Below are 15,299 nucleotides of genomic sequence, written 5' to 3' on the forward strand. Positions count from 1 at the left end.
TCATCGTGACTAGCCGCCTCCGGGGTACCGCGCCGTTGGGGTTTATGAGGTCTCAGATGAGGCCGAAGGTGATCGCGATCAGGAAGAACACGATCAGCCCGACGCTGACCAGCTTGAAGATGTAAGCGGCCTCAACATCGCGCCCAAACCACTCAAAGTCTGGCCCCCATAGGACGGTTGCGACGAACCCCAGAACGAGGGTCGTGATCAGCAGGATCACGTAGACGGTGTCCATTGATTGAGCCTTCACTCGCGGACACCGAATGTCCCATCAGCATTCTGGTGATGTCCCGGAGGTCTTCACGCACAGTATCGGCATGCCAAGTTACCAACCTTGGCAGAAGAAGTTGTGTGTAGCAAATGCAACGCAGTCTGCCCGTGCGACCGATCAAAATCTCCGTGCCGAAGGACGCGGCCCATCAACCGGAGCTACGCACCGACCTCTCCCGATGGAGCGAGGCGAAACGAGAGCGTGGCTGACCGCTCGGATCAGCCAAATGCCTCAGATCTAGACCGGCTTGCCATGGCCGTGGAACAGCCGGCCCTTCTCGGTGATCAGGACGATGACCAGCGCGCTCGACGTGCAGGCCAGGAAGCCCGCCGCGAACGGCAGCGCGCTGCCGTCGAAGGCCTGGCCGACGACGGCGCCGGCGGCCATGCCGAGCAGGGTCGTGATCGAGCCGTAGAGCGAGGACGCGGTGCCGGCATTGGCGCGCTGCGGCTCCATCGCCAGCGCGGTGAAGTTCGCGAACATCAGGCCGAACGTGAACATCATGCCCGCCGACAGCAGCATGAACAGCCACAGCGGCAGCATGCCGAGAACCGCCGCGCTGAAACAGGCCAGCGCGATGACGACGCTGCCGACCAGCGCGCCATGCGAGATCATGCGCATGCCGAGCCGCCCGACGAGGCGGGCGTTGAGGAAGCCGGCGACAGCGATGGTCACCGCGATCGCCGCGAAGGCGAGCGGGAAGTAGCGGCCGAGATGATAGACGCCGGTGAACAATTGCTGCGAGGACAGCACATAGCCGAGCACGGCGCCGAAGATGCCGCTCGCGGCGAGCGCATAGCCGAGCGTCTGGCGGTTGGTGAGGGTGTTGCGGAAGGCCGCGATGATCTCCTTGACCGAGAACGGCTTGCGCTCGCTCTCGGGCAGCGTCTCGGGCAGCCGCATCGCGGTCCACAGCAAGGTGACGATGCCGTACAAGGTCAGCACCACGAAGATGCCGCGCCACTGCGTCAGCAGCATCACGGCCTGGCCGAACGACGGTGCGATCACGGGAATGGCGATGAACACCATCATCGCCAGCGAGACCACGCTCGCCATGCGGCGGCCGGCATAGCAGTCGCGCACGATCGAGGTCGCGATCACGCGCGTCGCCGCGGTGCCGAGGCCTTCCAGCGCGCGCGCCAGCAGCAGCATCTCGAAGGACGGGGCGGCGATCGCGAGCAGGCTGGCGACCGCATACAGCACCATGCCGCCGATCAGCACCGGGCGCCGGCCGAAGCTGTCGGACAGCGGGCCGATCACGAACTGGCCGAGGCCGAAGCCGATGACGAAGGCCGACAGCACCGTCTGCAGCCGGTTGGCGACGTCGATATGGAACGAGGCGCCGATGTTCGGCAGCGCCGGCAGCATCATGTCCATCGCCAGCGGATTGAGCGCCATGATCGCCGCGACCACGATGACGAATTCGGTGAAGCCCATCGGCCGGTGGCGGACGATCTCGATGGTGTCGGCACTGGTATCAGCCAAGGCGCGGGCCTTCCAAGGTGTTGGGAATGCGGGAGAGAGTACCGATAGATATCGGGTTTGCTGCGTCGCACAAGGCGTGTTTCGGAATGGCTGCTCACCGGCGCCGGCGTTGGCGTGATTGTGACTGCCCGTGAGCCGCTGAAAATTGCGCCGGCGGCGCCGCGATGGTAACGGCCGTGTGATCGACGTCCGGATCCAGGCCCGCATGAAGACCTACAAGATCGTCGTCCATGTCCCGGAAGCGGCGGGTGACGCCGTGCGCCACGCGATGGGCGAGGCGGGCGCCGGCCGCATCGGCAACTATGATCATTGTTCGTTTACCTCGAAGGGCACCGGCCGGTTTCGTCCGCTCGCCGGCGCCAACCCGGCGATCGGCGCGGTCGGCCGGCTCGAGACGGTCGAGGAGGAGCGCATCGAGGCCGTGTGCGCCGGGGACAGGCTGAGGTCCGTGATCCAGGCGATCCGCAGTGCGCATCCCTATGAGGAGCCGACGATCGACGTCTATGCGCTCGAGAGGGTGGACTAGCATGCCGATGCTTCATCTCATGCTGCGCGGCTTCCGCACTCTCCTGATCGCGGCGCTGTTCGCCACGACCGCAGCGTCCGCGGCGCGGGCCGGCGACGCCGCGCCGGCCGACCAGATCTCGGCGTTCCGGCTCGCCCATGGCGAAGGCCGCGTGACGCGCGACGCGACGCTCGACCGCATCGCGATGGAGCAGGCGCGCGCGATGGCCGATAAGGACGATCTCAGCCACGAGGTGCTCGCTCCCTTCACCCGCCGCGTCGCGCCGTCGAAGGCCGGCCGCGCCGCCGAGAACATCGCCTACGGCTATGACAATTTCGACAAGACGCTGGGGCAGTGGATCAACTCGGCGGGGCACCGCAAGAACCTGCTGCTGCCGAAGGCGACCAAGGTCGGCATCGCCAGCGCAAGGAATGCCAGCGGCAAGCGCACCTATTGGGCGATGGTGATCGCGGGCGACTACGACACCGAGAAGCCGAAGGGCGCTCCGAAGAGCAAGGGCAAGGCCGTGGTCGCGCAGACGGCGACACGATCCGGGAAGGGCGACGCCAGGCCGGTGACGCGCTGGGGCGCCAAGCCGCCGGCATCCTCCGGCAAGGACTGCCACCTCAGCATCAAGGTGATCGGTCTCTGCATCTGAGCGCAGTGACCTGCGGCCGCTGCTGAACGCGACGCCCGCCGCGCGATCACGCCGTTGTGCGAGGGAGGCTTGTTGCCGAGGCGAGTTTCGTCGGATATGCAAGCAATGGTTGTCTTTTTGGGCAGCCAGTATCGTGAAGATTTTTCATCTCATTTTGAACGGAGACCATCATGGCAGTCATTGAGCAGACCTCGGCCACCAGCACCAATCCGCAGACCGTCTCGGCGCCCTACCAATGGTCGCTCACGTCCTACGAGGAGCAGGGCAATCTGTGGCTCAAATGGAGCACGAACGCGCCGTTCCGCGCGCAGCAGGGGCAGATCTCCGTCTACAGCGGCAGCAGCTTCCCTTCCGATCCTCAGAAGGACCGCAAGGCCTGGTCGTGGGACAACGAGCACGGCGGCGGCTCGGGATGGGACACGGGCTTGCGCTACGGCTCCGACTGGCATTGCGCCTGGATCGCCGAGAAGAGCCCGAACGGGCCCTACGCCTACGCGGTCAAGCTGATCACCAAGGTCGCCGCCTGACCTGAGGCGGCGCGAGAGGTGGGCTCGACGAGCCCACGTACTTCGCCGCGCTGAGACCTGTGCCTCAGCGCGGCTGCTTCTTCAGGTGCAGATAGCCGGGATCGAACTCGCCGATCGCGCATAGCCGCGTCCAGTCGTGCACCGTCAGCATGCCGCTGCGGAAATCGACCGCGCGGCTGGCGCGCAGCTCGAGCAGCGTGCGGTTGACCGTCGCGATCGCCATGCCCAGCGCCTCGCCGAGCTGCACGAGGCTGACCGGCAACTGCAACTGATCGTCCCGGACGTGTCCGAGCGCGCGGGCGCGATAGAACAGTTCGCAGAACATGTGCGCCATGCGCGCCGGCTTGCTCCGCGCGCTGTTGTTGGTGATGGCCTCGCGGAAGATCGACGCATCGATCAGCGTCTCGCGCCAGATCGCAAAGCCGAGCGTCGGCCGCCGGCTGATCGCGCGGGTCAGCTCCTTATGCGCAATGCTCGCCACCACCGCCGGCCCGATCGCGCAGACGGCATGATCCATGCGGTTGAGGAACAGCGCCTGGGCGTCGGGCCAGTCGCCCGGCATGTGAAAGGAGAGATACTGCCGCTGGCCGCCGGACAGCAGGTGATAGCGCGCCACCCATCCGGAGATCACGACGACGGAACGGTCCGGCTCGTCGCCCTGGCGGATGAGGTCCTCCTGATCGGCAAGCTCGCGCAAAGCGAAGCTGAAATGCCGGATCTCGGCGATGTCCTCGCCGGTCAGCTTCGAATGCTCCCTGAGCTTCTCGGTGACGATCCGGTCCGCATCCATGAAAATCGTACCGTCCGGGCGCTGTTTTGTATCAAATGAGACGACGGAGCCGGCGATGCCGACTAAGGTGGCTTTCAGCAGATGCGGTCGAAGTTGCCGGTCGCCGCATCGGGAGAACAGCCGTGCCCCACATCGCGTTCCTCTCCCGGCTCCGCCAATTGTTCGGTGGCACGGGGCCGCATATCGAAACCATCGCAGCTGCCCTCGCCGACGGCCGCATCAAGCAGCCGGCGCATCCGATGTCGGATCAGGAGCTGTCGCGCGCGATCCGCGAGTTCCAGAGCCGGCCGGCCTCGGAGGAGGCCTTGAGGAAGCTCGCGGAGCGGCTGGCGGCCGCGAAGCCCGACCGCCCCTCGTGACGGCTCTCATGACGATCTGGCGGGATCCGGCTCCAGCAGGAACAGCATCAGCCGCACCAGTTCGTCCTCGAGCTCGCGCGTGCCGACGAGGCGATGCTCGCGCATGAGGGCAGCCCGGATCGGGCCCAGCGCAGCGCGGACCAGGATGAAGCGCCGCGCGGCCGGCATCGCCTCGCTCCGCAATCCCACCGTCTGGATCAGCCGTTCGGTCATGCGGTCCACCATCTCGTGCAGCGCCTTCTGCAGCTCCGCGTCATTGCCCAGCAGGCCGAGCAGATAGCGCCGCACACGGTGACGGCCGGCGAACGGGGCGAAGCCCTGGCGCACCGCTGCGCGCACGATCGCCTCGCGTCCAAGCCCGCGATGCGCCTCCAGCGCCTCCCCGAACTCCGCCTCCTGGCGAGCGAACTCGCGCAGCACCAGCGCCCGCAACAGTGAGGTCTTGTCCCTGAAATAGCTGTAGAGCGTGCCGATCGAGAAGCCCGCGCGCTCGGCGATGGCGTTCGTGCTCAGGCCCTTGCCGCCGCCGCTCTGCAGAAGTTGAGCGGTTGCCTCGAAGATCACGTCGAGGGTCTGCCGCGTGCGCTTCTGCACCGGGGTTTTTCGAAGTATTTCAGGAGCTTGCTGCACGGTCTGGACCTCGGCTGGCGGACGGGCGAAATCGAGTAGGCGTTGCTGCCGGCTCGGGTTAGATCAGAGCCCGCATGCAGGCTGCCGGACAATGAGTGGATGTGCTCCGGACCGGGCCTGCTTGCGCCGGGCTGAACCTCATTTGAACGAAGGACTGATTGCCATGCTGCGCGTCGCATTCCCGTTTGTCACATTCATCGCCGTCTCCCAATGTCTTCTGTCGCAGGCCGCGCTGGCCGGCAACCGCGCCGCCGCCGACAGCTGTGCCGCCAAGCTGTCGCCTGTGGCGAAGCAGATCTACGACGCGTCTGCGCCGGCCATCGGCCCGGACAGCGTCGTCAAGGACGTCATCGTCGAGCGTGTCAGGCCGCTGGTGATGGCCGGCAGGCTCGATCGCGACACTGCCCGCGCCAACGCCGCGCCGGCCGGCGAATGCCTGGTGCTGCTGAAGTAGGTCGCGCCGCGCCCCGCAAGGTTTGGCGGCTGCGATGGGACATCAGGCCGCAGCCTCCCGGAGCAGGCGGCGTCGCTCCGGGGCAACCCGGCTTGGCAAGTTCGGCCGACTCGCGCATCACTAGGTGATGCTGGAGCTTCTCACCCGTCACTGGGTTGCCGGCGCCGTGTTCATGGCCGCGGCGCTGCTGGCGTTGGTGCCGCTGCTGGCGGCCGACTGGCCGCTCGCGCTGCTGCTGATCTTCCTGCATTCGCCGGGCTACATGATCCACCAGGTCGAGGAGCACACCGGCGACCGCTTCCGCAGCTTCGTCAACACCGTGATGTTCGGCGGCCGCGAGGCGCTGACCACCGGCGACGTGCTTTGGGTCAATTGCGGCGCGGTCTGGGGCATCGACCTGATTGCGCTCTACGTCGCCTGGATCGCCGGCCCGGCCTGGGCGCTGGTCGCGCCCTATCTGATGCTCGTCAACGCGCTCGGCCATATCGGCCCGGCGCTGCGTTTTCGCGGCTACAATCCTGGCCTCGTCACCGGCATCGTCCTGTTCATTCCGCTCGGCCTCGTCACCGTGCTGACGATCCCGGCCACAGCGGCGCAGCATGCGCTCGGCTTCGGCCTGTCGCTGCTGCTGCATATCATCATCGCCGCCAACGCGATCCGTCGCGCGTCGCGGGCCCGCGCCGTGGCCTGAGCGCGCGGCCTCATTCGCCCGGAACGAGCTGGATGGCGCGTGCCGGCTGCGCCGGCCGCCGCAAGCGCCGCCGCGACAGATAGAGCAGCGTGCCCGTTACGGCGAACAGCGGCATCAGCGCGGCAGCGAGCATGAAGGCGAGCTGGCCGGGCCAGCCGAGAATGCTGCCGCGGTGGATATCCAGGATGCGGGCGAGCACGCGCTCGCCGGCGGTCTTGTCGGCGTAACGCTCGGCCGCGAGCAGCCGGCCCGTCGCGCCGTCGATACGGAATTCGTCACGCCGGCCGTCATGGGCCTCGCTCGGCCAGGCGCGCACGCGCACCGCCGCGCCGGCGGCCGCCGGCAAGGTGAGCTGCATCACCGCGAAGCGATCCCCGATCTGCTCGCGCAACGTGGCCCACACCAGATCGAGCGCGACAGGCTTCGCGTCCGCAGACCCGGAGCGGCCCTCGCGCGGAGCTTTGCCGGGCATCGATGCTCCTGATGTCGCCGGCGCGAGCAGCGCGGTCAGCCCGGCCTTGTACCAGGCGTAGGAATAGGACAGCCCGGTCAGCGCGATCACCAGGTAGACCGGCAGCACCCATGTGCCGATCACGCTGTGCAGCGAGCGATGCAGGCCGCGTCCGCTCAGTCCGAGCTGCGGCTTCAGCCATGCGTTCGCGCTCGTGGCGCGGCGCGGCCAGCGCAGCACGATGCCCGTGATCAGCAGCACGACGAGGCCGAGCACGGCGGCGCCGGTGATCTGCCGGCCGGCGCCGTTGCCGTCGCCGGGCAGCAGCAGCCAGCGATGTAGGTGGCGCACGGTCGTGAAGAACGCCTCGCCGCGGGGCTCACCGAGCACGCGGCCGTCATAGGGATCGACCAGCAGCGAGGAGGGATGGCCGCCGTCATCCTTGCGCGCGAAGCGGACGCGCGCGGCGGCGGAGGGATCGCGCGACAGCGTGATCGCGGAGACCTTGCCGATCGCCGGGTCGGCCTGCAGCCGCGCCATCAGCTCGGCGGGCGAAAGCGGCGCTTCCGAACGCGGCGCGACGTGGGACAGTCTGGCGTTGAGACCGGCCTGGATCTCGTCCTCGAAACTCATGATCGCGCCGGTGATGCCCATGAAGGAGAGGATCAGCGCGGCCGCAAGACCCAGGACAGAGTGGATCTGCAGCAGCGCCGGTTTGATGAAGGACGTCACGCACGCTTCTCCTTCTCAGAACTTCACCGTGGCCGACAGCGACACCCGCCTCGCATCGCCGACCGCGACGGTCAGCGCGCTGTTGGCCGAGGGGTAGTAGACGTTGTCGAACAGGTTCTTGACGTTGAGCTGGTAGATCACCGGCAGGTCATGGTGCCTGGTCTCGTAGCTCGCGAACACGTCGGCGACGACGTAGGACGGCAGCACGAAGCTGTTGGCGGCGTCGCCGGCGCGGTCGCCGACATAGCGCGCGCCGCCGCCGAGCCTGAGCTGGCCGGGCAGCGCCGTGCCGAACTCGTAGACGAGGTAAAGCGAGGCGGTGTTGAGCGCGACGTTCTGCAGCCGGTTGCCGCGATAGACCGGGTCGTCCGTGACCCTGGCATCGGTGTAGCCGTAGCTGCCGATCATGGTCCAGTGCTCGGCGATCTTGCCGGTGACGTCGACCTCGGCGCCGCGCGAGCGCACCTTGCCGGCGGTGGTGTATTCGACGACGCTGCTGGCATTGGTCTGCGACACCAGCACGTTCTGCTTGTCGATGTCGTAGACCGCGACGGTGCCAGACAGCCTCTTGTCGAGATCGAACTTGAAGCCGGTCTCCCACGCCGTGCCCTGCTCGGGCGCGATGTTGGAGCCGAGTACGACGCCGCCGGTGAGCGGCGCGATCGTCGAGTTCGGCTTCAGCGACTGCGTGTAGCTGGCATAGAGCGAGAGCTGGTCGTTGAGCTTGAGGATGGCGCCGCCGAGCGGCAGCACGGTGTCGGCGGCGACGTCGGTATTGGCCTTGAACGGTCGGCCGCGGCCGGCGATCTGCTCGTAGTCCATGTAGCGCACGCCGCCGACGAAGGAGAGCTTGTCGGTGAGATGCAGCGTGTCCTGCACAAACAGCGAATACTGGCCGAGCTTGTCGGTCTGGTCGCTGTCGCTGGCCGAGACCAGCGTGCCGGGTTGGATCAGCCCGTAGACCGGGTTGTAGACATTGAACACGCTCGTGACCTTGTCGCGGATCAGGTCCTGGCGATAGATCGTGCGATATTGCGCATCTCCGCCGAACAGCACCTCGTTGCGCAGGCCGCCGAGCCAGAAGGCGCCTTGAATATAGGACGTGCCGTAGCTGACCCGGCTCAGCGAGCCCCAGGTGCCATCATTGCTGCGGGTCTCCTGGCCTTTGGCGTCGATCGCGGTGATGCGCAGCTGGTTGGCGCTGGAGCTCTCGGTGTTGTAGCTGTAGGCCGCGGTGAGCTTCCAATCGTCGTTGAGCTTCTGCTCGACCGAGGCCTGGACCAGGTCGGACTGCCCCCATGTGTTGTTGAAGGGCTCGTCGAGCCGCCGCGTCGCGGGGATTGCCAGCGGCGCGCCGTTGACAAAGGCCGTGCCGCGATCGAACGGGGTGATGAACTCGCGATGCTCGTAGTTCAATTGCACGGTCGTCGTCTCGCCATACCAGGCGAGCGACGGCGCCACCAGCATCTCGCGATGGCGGCCGAAATTTCGCCAATAGTCCTCGCTGACGCCATAGCCGATGAAGCGATAGGCGAGGCCGCCATCGCCGATCGGGCCGGTGACGTCGAGCGTGCCGTCGGCGCCGGTCCTGCCGTTGGCGTAGGCCGAGCCGAGCAGGGTGACCGAGCCGTGTTGATACAACTCGGGGCGCTTGCCGATGGTGTTGACGATGCCGCCTGGATCCATGATGCCGTAGAGCAGCGACGCCGGGCCCTTCAGCACCTCGACGCTGTCCACGGCCGCATTGAGGCTGCGGCTCTGCACCAGCGGCAGGCCGTTGCGCATGATCGAGCCGTCGCGGTTGTCGCCGAAGCCGCGCCGCATCACGGCATCCTGCGTGCCGGCGAGCGTGTTGGCCTGGGTGACGCCGCTGATATTGGCGAGCGCATCGTCGATGTTGCGCGGCAACTGGTCCCTGATGACCTGCTCGGGCACGACGTTGACGGATTGCGCGGTGTCGAGCGGCGACGCGCCGCTGCGCAGCGTGGTCGCGCTCGGCATGGCGCGGTAGTTGAGCTTTGCAGCGTCGAGCACGGCGGCCTCTGCCGCGGCGCGTTCCGCGCGTGTCGGCATCGGCGGCGGCATTGCACGCCGTGACGGCAGCGCACGCGCCTGGCGCTGCGGCGCGCTGGCGGCGCTCGCAGGCTTGCGCTTCGGCGCCGGCACGTCGACCGTCACCGGCGGCAGCGTCGCCTGCGCAAACACGGGAGAGGCGGACCAGAGGATGTCTGCGGTCAGAGCACTCACGAGCGCAATCGCGCCACGCATGCCGGTACGAGCGCGCGCATCGCGCCGGACTTCACACTTCGTCATCGTTCACTGCACTTCCACGTCGCACCGTTCGAGGGAACGGTCAGCTTGATGCGACGTCTAGCAACGCAGTGCAGCGAAAGACACAACGCGCCGGATTGAATTGCTCTAAGCCATGCGGTGTTGAAGTGTTCTAATTGGTTCGGAGATGCGCAGGTCGCGGCGTCTCTGCGGCATTGCGCATTTGATGATCACGATCGACGCGGAGTGATTATGATCGTGCGCGATATGATGCGTGACAAGCGCTCCACCCGAGCCGCGGACGGAGCGCTGCGGGTCTCGTTTTCCGGGACTGCGTGCCGAGGACTCTGAACGCTTGGAACCGGTCGTTGATGCGCGCGCGGCCGAGCCTATTGCGCTGCTGCGAGCTCCAGCTCGGCCGGCTTGCCCGGCCCGATCAGCGGAATGTCCAGCGTGATGCGCGTGCCCTGCTGCGGCCGGCTGTCGAGCTCGATGCGGCCGCCGAGCGTGGATGCCACGAGGTTGAAGGCGATGTGCAGGCCGAGGCCGGCATTGCCCTTCTCGCGGCGCGTGGTGAAGAACGGGTCGAACACCCGGCCGCGCACCTGGTCGCGCATGCCGACGCCCTGATCGGCGCAGACGATGCGCACCGACTCATCGCTGGGCTGTGCGACCTCCACGGTGAAGACGCCGCTGCTGTCGCCAGGATAGGCATGCGTCGCCGCATTGAAGGCGAGGATGCTGATGACCTGCCCGAGTGCGCCGGGATAGCTGGTGAGCACGATGCCCTCCGGGCAGGACAGCACGACCGTCAGTCCCTGGCGCACCAGCAGCGGGCGGAGCTTGGCGACGTGATCGGTCATCCAGCTTTGCAACTCGAAGGTCTGCAGCGCCTCGTTGGCCTGGTCGACGGCGACCTGCTTGAAGCTGTGGACCATCTCGGAGGCACGATGCAGGCTCTGCGTCGTCAGGTGCAGACCCTGCTGCAGCCGCGCGACGCCCCGCGCCAGATCCGAGCGCCGCACCGGGCCGCCGCCAAGCATGCGCGTGATCGCCTGGACGTCGCCTTCCATCGCCGTCGACGTGGTCAGCGCCAGCCCAAGCGGCGTGCTGACCTCATGGCCGACGCCGGCGACGAGCTGGCCAAGCGAGGCCAGCTTCTCTGCCTGCACGAGATGGGCCTGCGTGGCATGCAGATCGCGCAGCGAGGTCTCGGAGCGCTCCTTCTCCCGCTGCAGTGCCTCGGCAGTGCGGAACTGCTTGCGCGCCTGGTACTCCCGCGCCCCGACCGCATAGAGCGAGAGCAGGCAGGCATTGCCGACCAGCGAATGATCGATGAAGCGCAGGCCCGGCGGCAGCGGCTCCGTCGCGAGACTCTCGGCGACCGCCAGCGCGCTCCAGCTCGTCGCGCAGAAGATCGCGTAGGAGCCGGTACGCAGCGGCAGCATGGTGGACACGAACAGGATGACGATGATCATGCCGGCCGCGGAGTAGGTGAAGCCCGACGGCAGCACCCAGTAGATCGTCGGCAGCACGCAGCCGGGGATCACGCAATAGACCAGATGGATCGGCTCCGCCCATCGGCGCGCCGGCGTCGACAGCAGCGCCGTCAGCGGCAGCAGCACCAGCACGGCGGTGCCGCCGCGGATCGCGAGCGTCGTTGGCACGATCTCGGGATAGAGCACGAAGTCCCACAAGGTGTAGCCGGCAAAGGTGAGCGCACCGAGCAGCATCGCGATCTGCGTCCAGGCGGTATTGCCATGAACAAATTGATCAACGAAGCGCCGCTCCTCGACGGCATCCTCGAAACGCAGCCCCAGCCGCTCCAGCAATCCCAACATTATGCCACCGCAATCGAAAAACGATCCCCCACCGCAGGACGAGCCGCGGCGGGAGGGCAGACATACACGAGATGAGCTGCTCGCGAAAACGACGGGAGATCGCAGCCGTGGCCTGCGGCACGCGGAAGGTTATTAGAACTGTTCCAAACTGTTTCCGGCCCGGTCTGCCGGTCCGTCAGCACCAAGGCATCCGGACTCCGCTGCTATCAGGAGATTTGGCGGAGCCGATCGGGGACTCATGGCGCCGCCTGACCTTCGATCGCCAGATCCTTGCCATAGCGACCTTTGGTTCTGAACGTCACCTTGTCGCCATCGAAGGTGAGCCGCCAGTTGCGCTCCTCGCCCTGGCCGATGAACTGCACGTCGATCGCGAAGGTCGTCGGATCGACCCAGTTGCCCTTCATGGCGCGGTAGACGTAGGGCTGCCAGGGGTGAGGTTGCGCAGTCGCTCGATAGAGGCCGTCGAGGCCGATCGGGCTCTGCAGATGAACTGTTCCCCCGTTGCGGTCTCGCGACGGGATGTCCCAGGTGACCTGCGGCTCGGGTCCGGTGAGGCTGAGGGTGATTGTGTTGATGCCGAGCGGGCCGGGCGGAAATGTGTAGGTCCTGCCCGAGATCGTCGCCGCGATATCCGGGACACTGCCGACCGTGCCTCGCGTCTCCGTCCCGGCCTCGCCGATGGCGGCCGCCAGGGCCTCCTTGGCTTCACTGGCGGCGGGCAGGGCCTCATTCGATTTCACCGTGGCCAGGATCTCATTCGCAAGCTTGCGGAACGGACAGAAATTGCGCGCGGTCATCACGGCCACGATGTCAGGGTCCGGCAGCACCATGATGACCTGGCAGTGATAGCCGACGGCCATGAAGACGTTCCGCTCCGGCAGGGCCCAGAACTGATCGGCATAGCGGAGCCCCGGATCGAACGTCGCGTTCATGCTGACGGTGGCGTGGTTGACGGCTTCGATCCAGTCGAGGGGCAGCAATTGCTGCTCGCCCCAGCGGCCACGGCGGAGATAGAGGTAGCCGATCTTCGCCATGTCGCGCGGCTTCAGCGCGAGCCCGAATCCGCCGCCGGAAATCCCCTTGGAATCCTTGAACCAGGCGTGCTCGGTGATGCCAAGCGGCGCGAACAGTCGTTCCCGGGCAAAATCCTCCGCGCTCTTGCCGGTGAGCTTGGTGACGATGGCGGAGAGCAGATGCGAGTTGCCGCTGTTGTAGTAGAACGTCTCGCCCGGCGCATGCGCCATCGGACGGTCGAGAACATACTGCACCCAGTCGGGGCTTCGTCCCATCTCGTACAGCGACGTCTCGGCGCCGCCGTTGTAGCCCTCGTCCCAGTCCAGGCCGGAGGTCATGTTGAGCAGATGCTGCACGGTGAGCGCCTGCTTGCGCGCGTCGACATTGTCGATCCTGCGATCCTTGAAGAAATCGAGCACCGGATGGTCGAGGCTGTCGAGCACGCCATCCTTGAGCAGCATCGCGATCAACGTGGCGACGACCGCCTTGGTCGAGGAGTTGATGATGTGCAGCTCGTCGTCCTTGTAGGGCGCGTAGGACGCATCGAGCACGACGCGGCCGTGGCGTGTGACCAGCAGGCTGTCGAACCTCATGGTCTTGCCGGCGGCGACGAGCTTCGTCAGCGCCGCGGAGTCCATGCCTTCTTCCTCGGGCGAGGCGGTCGCCCAGCCGGGCTGGGGGAAGCGGGAGAGGCTGGTGTCCTCCGCCGAGGCCGTGTCGGCGAAGAGACCAGCAAACAAGGCCGCCGCGACCAACAAGACGTCAATCCTGAGACGCACCATGCCGAACGTCCTCTGTTGAACATAGCGATGATACGGTATCAGAAGACCCCAATCCATCAAAGATTGTGTGACAATCATATTGCGCGCGGCAGCTCCGGCGTATTGCCGGTGACAGGGTCAGAACCCGTCCGGCCATCTCTGAGCCGAGTGCATCACGGTCAGAATCTCGATGCCGGCCGTCGTCGGGCGATAGGGCACGATGTAGGGGATATCTGTGAGCACGAGCTCACGGGTGCCGGCCACGCGGCCGGGGCGTCCGATGTCGGGGCTCTCAGCAAGGGATTCGACCCGCAAAAATGATGCGCGCAACGACACGGGCGGCAGCTGCGGGATTGTCTTCGGCAATGTACGAGCCGATCTCATCGAGGCGCCGCAGCGTTCTTCTTGTCCATCGGATGGGACGTTGGCTCATCCTCGTCCGGCTGGCTTCACGTATTTGGCGATGACCTTCGCCACTTCGGCGTCGCTGGCGAAGTCTCCTTGCTCAGCTTCGGCCAGACCCGCCTCGATCTCGGCAAGTTGCCAGGCTTGCCGGTGCACGAATTCCTCAATGGCACCCGCAGCGACTTCGGAGCGCGGACGGCCGAGCCTCTCGGCGAGTTCGTCGAGCTTTGCAGACGTCGCATCCGAGACGCGGACAGTGAAGGCAGCCATGGGATTTGTCTCTCGGTTGGGCGGGTTGTGTGTGAGACCAACCGTCCGGTCAACGGCCTCCGTCAAGGATCGTCGGATCGTCCGAGCGTTTTCGCGCTCACGCCCAATGCGCCCGCAGCGCCGCCGCGATGCTCTGTGGCCGCTCGACGATGCTCCAGTGCCCGGCGTCCTGCTCGACGTGCAAGGACGCGCCGTGGTGTTGTGCGAAGCGGCTGAGCGTGTCGAGCGGCACGTAAGGGTCTTGCGTGCCTGAGATCACGAGGCCGCGTCGCGGAAGCTGCGCCAGCCGCGCGATCCAGTCGCCACTGAAGCAAAGCCCGTTCGCCGAGCGATACAGCGCGAGGATCGCGCGCTTCATCGGCGACTGCCAGGCCGCGGCTTCACGTGCGGCGAGGTCGGCCGGCAGTCCGCTCTGGCGGAACATCCGCGCCATCAAGCGCTGCGACGACAGCGTCATGAAGATCTCGCCGAGGACCGGCGTGTTCCAGATCCGTGCGATACGATGGCCGCGATAGGCGGCATCGAGGGCGCCGCCGGCGACGGCCCACGAGCGCACCAGCTCAGGCCGCAGCGACGCCGCACGCAACACCAGCAGTGCGCCCCAATCATGCCCGACCAGGTCGAGCGGCCCGACCGCCGCATGCTGCGCCTCCATCAGCGCGACCAGCCAGTCGGCGTAAGCGTCCTTGCTACATGCAAAGCCGGCCGGGGCTTCGCCGCAGAAGCCGGGCAGGCAGGGGACGGCAACGGTCTCCCCGAGCGCCGCGATCAGCGGCCCCCAAATCACCGGCGTGTCAGGGACGCCGTGGAGGAAGATGCGGTTGGTCATGACCTCAATGTATCACGGGCGCGATCTTCGTATTCCGCGAAATTTTTTCTTTCCTTTTTTCAGAAATCATGCTTATCTCCGGCCATCCCGCCTCATCGGAGAGGGGCGTACGCGTCGTCACGATACGTGGAGTGCGGGGAGCGATGGCCGTGAGGCGCCGGTGGACGACTGGCGGTTTGCGGACGGCGAAGTCGTGTGGTCCTGGCGCCCCGAAGCTGGCGTCAAGCCGGCGGCGTTCATGACGAGCGCGCCGGTGACGGGGGCAATCAAGCCGGTCCCCGGGGAGCAACTGTCTTTTTTGTAGACCGGTGATCGGCCGGCCTCAAGGCTGGCGCGAAGGCGCGCCACCGCCTTC

At 66.5% G+C, this 15,299-nt stretch carries 16 protein-coding genes and 2 pseudogenes; 6 read left to right on the plus strand and 12 right to left on the minus strand.

Going from position 1 to position 15,299, the window contains the following annotated elements; all coding sequences use genetic code 11:
* Window positions 1–52: 52 nt before the first annotated feature.
* Window positions 53–235: a hypothetical protein gene (locus QX128_RS32520; protein ID WP_316179851.1), complete on the minus strand. Its 183-nt coding sequence runs from the start codon at window positions 233–235 to the stop codon at window positions 53–55.
* A gap of 273 nt (window positions 236–508) precedes the next feature.
* Window positions 509–1,756, minus strand: a complete 1,248-nt coding sequence (locus tag QX128_RS32525) for a multidrug effflux MFS transporter (RefSeq protein ID WP_316239600.1) — start codon at window positions 1,754–1,756, stop codon at window positions 509–511.
* A gap of 205 nt (window positions 1,757–1,961) precedes the next feature.
* Between QX128_RS32525 and QX128_RS32530 the strand changes: the two genes are divergently transcribed.
* The 3 genes from QX128_RS32530 (at window position 1,962) to QX128_RS32540 (ending at window position 3,446) form a co-directional block, all read left to right on the plus strand.
* Window positions 1,962–2,282, plus strand: a complete 321-nt coding sequence (locus QX128_RS32530) for a hypothetical protein (RefSeq protein ID WP_315803782.1) — start codon at window positions 1,962–1,964, stop codon at window positions 2,280–2,282.
* A gap of 1 nt (window position 2,283) precedes the next feature.
* Window positions 2,284–2,919: a CAP domain-containing protein gene (locus QX128_RS32535; RefSeq protein WP_316217037.1), complete on the plus strand. Its 636-nt coding sequence runs from the start codon at window positions 2,284–2,286 to the stop codon at window positions 2,917–2,919.
* Window positions 2,920–3,089: 170 nt separating this feature from the next.
* Window positions 3,090–3,446, plus strand: coding sequence for a hypothetical protein (locus tag QX128_RS32540; protein ID WP_316239601.1), 357 nt, complete (start codon window positions 3,090–3,092; stop codon window positions 3,444–3,446).
* Between the two features lie 64 nt (window positions 3,447–3,510).
* Here QX128_RS32540 and QX128_RS32545 read toward each other — a convergent pair whose 3' ends face one another.
* A complete protein-coding gene (locus QX128_RS32545) occupies window positions 3,511–4,236 on the minus strand; it encodes a Crp/Fnr family transcriptional regulator (RefSeq protein WP_316239602.1) in 726 nt (241 codons plus the stop codon).
* Between the two features lie 122 nt (window positions 4,237–4,358).
* Here QX128_RS32545 and QX128_RS32550 point away from each other — a divergent pair, with 122 nt between their 5' ends.
* A complete protein-coding gene (locus QX128_RS32550; protein ID WP_315803778.1) occupies window positions 4,359–4,595 on the plus strand; it encodes a hypothetical protein in 237 nt (78 codons plus the stop codon).
* A gap of 6 nt (window positions 4,596–4,601) precedes the next feature.
* On the opposite strand, the gene QX128_RS32555 is transcribed toward QX128_RS32550, so the two are convergent.
* Window positions 4,602–5,189 carry a TetR/AcrR family transcriptional regulator gene (locus QX128_RS32555; RefSeq protein WP_315803777.1) on the minus strand — a complete coding sequence of 196 codons (588 nt, stop codon included), beginning with the start codon at window positions 5,187–5,189 and terminating at the stop codon, window positions 4,602–4,604.
* A 199-nt stretch (window positions 5,190–5,388) separates the two neighbouring features.
* Here QX128_RS32555 and QX128_RS32560 point away from each other — a divergent pair, with 199 nt between their 5' ends.
* Window positions 5,389–5,679 (plus strand): hypothetical protein, encoded by a 291-nt coding sequence (locus QX128_RS32560; RefSeq protein ID WP_316239603.1) that lies wholly within the window; start codon window positions 5,389–5,391, stop codon window positions 5,677–5,679.
* A 127-nt stretch (window positions 5,680–5,806) separates the two neighbouring features.
* Complete coding sequence (locus QX128_RS32565; RefSeq protein WP_316239604.1) at window positions 5,807–6,370, plus strand: HXXEE domain-containing protein; 564 nt, start codon at window positions 5,807–5,809, stop codon at window positions 6,368–6,370.
* A 10-nt stretch (window positions 6,371–6,380) separates the two neighbouring features.
* Here the strand turns inward: QX128_RS32565 and QX128_RS32570 are convergent, their stop codons facing one another.
* The 8 genes and pseudogenes from QX128_RS32570 to QX128_RS32605 all read right to left on the minus strand — a co-directional run.
* Window positions 6,381–7,553, minus strand: coding sequence for a PepSY-associated TM helix domain-containing protein (locus QX128_RS32570; RefSeq protein WP_316239605.1), 1,173 nt, complete (start codon window positions 7,551–7,553; stop codon window positions 6,381–6,383).
* A gap of 15 nt (window positions 7,554–7,568) precedes the next feature.
* A complete protein-coding gene (locus tag QX128_RS32575; protein WP_316239606.1) occupies window positions 7,569–9,866 on the minus strand; it encodes a TonB-dependent siderophore receptor in 2,298 nt (765 codons plus the stop codon).
* A 347-nt stretch (window positions 9,867–10,213) separates the two neighbouring features.
* Window positions 10,214–11,665, minus strand: coding sequence for a HAMP domain-containing sensor histidine kinase (locus QX128_RS32580; protein WP_315803773.1), 1,452 nt, complete (start codon window positions 11,663–11,665; stop codon window positions 10,214–10,216).
* Window positions 11,666–11,901: 236 nt separating this feature from the next.
* A complete protein-coding gene (locus QX128_RS32585; RefSeq protein ID WP_316239607.1) occupies window positions 11,902–13,461 on the minus strand; it encodes a serine hydrolase in 1,560 nt (519 codons plus the stop codon).
* Window positions 13,462–13,578: 117 nt separating this feature from the next.
* Window positions 13,579–13,873: pseudogene (locus tag QX128_RS32590) on the minus strand (type II toxin-antitoxin system RelE/ParE family toxin).
* Window positions 13,870–14,115: a CopG family ribbon-helix-helix protein gene (locus QX128_RS32595; protein ID WP_315803771.1), complete on the minus strand. Its 246-nt coding sequence runs from the start codon at window positions 14,113–14,115 to the stop codon at window positions 13,870–13,872. Before QX128_RS32595 ends, QX128_RS32590 begins: the two are co-directional and overlap by 4 nt.
* Window positions 14,116–14,212: 97 nt before the next feature.
* Entirely contained in the window at window positions 14,213–14,944 is a 732-nt protein-coding gene (locus QX128_RS32600) for an alpha/beta hydrolase (protein ID WP_315803770.1), read from the minus strand.
* A 117-nt stretch (window positions 14,945–15,061) separates the two neighbouring features.
* A pseudogene (locus tag QX128_RS32605) lies at window positions 15,062–15,299 on the minus strand (hypothetical protein); the annotation flags it as partial.

The organism is Bradyrhizobium sp. SZCCHNR1015 (assembly GCF_032489875.1).
Classification (GTDB): Bacteria; Pseudomonadota; Alphaproteobacteria; order Rhizobiales; family Xanthobacteraceae; genus Bradyrhizobium.

What these genes read in the sequence shown, in the direction of transcription:
- QX128_RS32600 (WP_315803770.1), bottom strand. Translation starts at nt 14,944, where the DNA reads ATGACCAACCGCATCTTCCTCCACGGCGTCCCTGACACGCCGGTGATT.
- QX128_RS32520 (WP_316179851.1), bottom strand. Translation starts at nt 235, where the DNA reads ATGGACACCGTCTACGTGATCCTGCTGATCACGACCCTCGTTCTGGGG.
- QX128_RS32585 (WP_316239607.1), bottom strand. Translation starts at nt 13,461, where the DNA reads ATGGTGCGTCTCAGGATTGACGTCTTGTTGGTCGCGGCGGCCTTGTTT.
- QX128_RS32595 (WP_315803771.1), bottom strand. Translation starts at nt 14,115, where the DNA reads ATGGCTGCCTTCACTGTCCGCGTCTCGGATGCGACGTCTGCAAAGCTC.
- QX128_RS32575 (WP_316239606.1), bottom strand. Translation starts at nt 9,866, where the DNA reads ATGACGAAGTGTGAAGTCCGGCGCGATGCGCGCGCTCGTACCGGCATG.
- QX128_RS32545 (WP_316239602.1), bottom strand. Translation starts at nt 4,236, where the DNA reads ATGGATGCGGACCGGATCGTCACCGAGAAGCTCAGGGAGCATTCGAAG.
- QX128_RS32530 (WP_315803782.1), top strand. Translation starts at nt 1,962, where the DNA reads ATGAAGACCTACAAGATCGTCGTCCATGTCCCGGAAGCGGCGGGTGAC.
- QX128_RS32535 (WP_316217037.1), top strand. Translation starts at nt 2,284, where the DNA reads ATGCCGATGCTTCATCTCATGCTGCGCGGCTTCCGCACTCTCCTGATC.
- QX128_RS32565 (WP_316239604.1), top strand. Translation starts at nt 5,807, where the DNA reads ATGCTGGAGCTTCTCACCCGTCACTGGGTTGCCGGCGCCGTGTTCATG.
- QX128_RS32560 (WP_316239603.1), top strand. Translation starts at nt 5,389, where the DNA reads ATGCTGCGCGTCGCATTCCCGTTTGTCACATTCATCGCCGTCTCCCAA.
- QX128_RS32580 (WP_315803773.1), bottom strand. Translation starts at nt 11,665, where the DNA reads ATGTTGGGATTGCTGGAGCGGCTGGGGCTGCGTTTCGAGGATGCCGTC.
- QX128_RS32540 (WP_316239601.1), top strand. Translation starts at nt 3,090, where the DNA reads ATGGCAGTCATTGAGCAGACCTCGGCCACCAGCACCAATCCGCAGACC.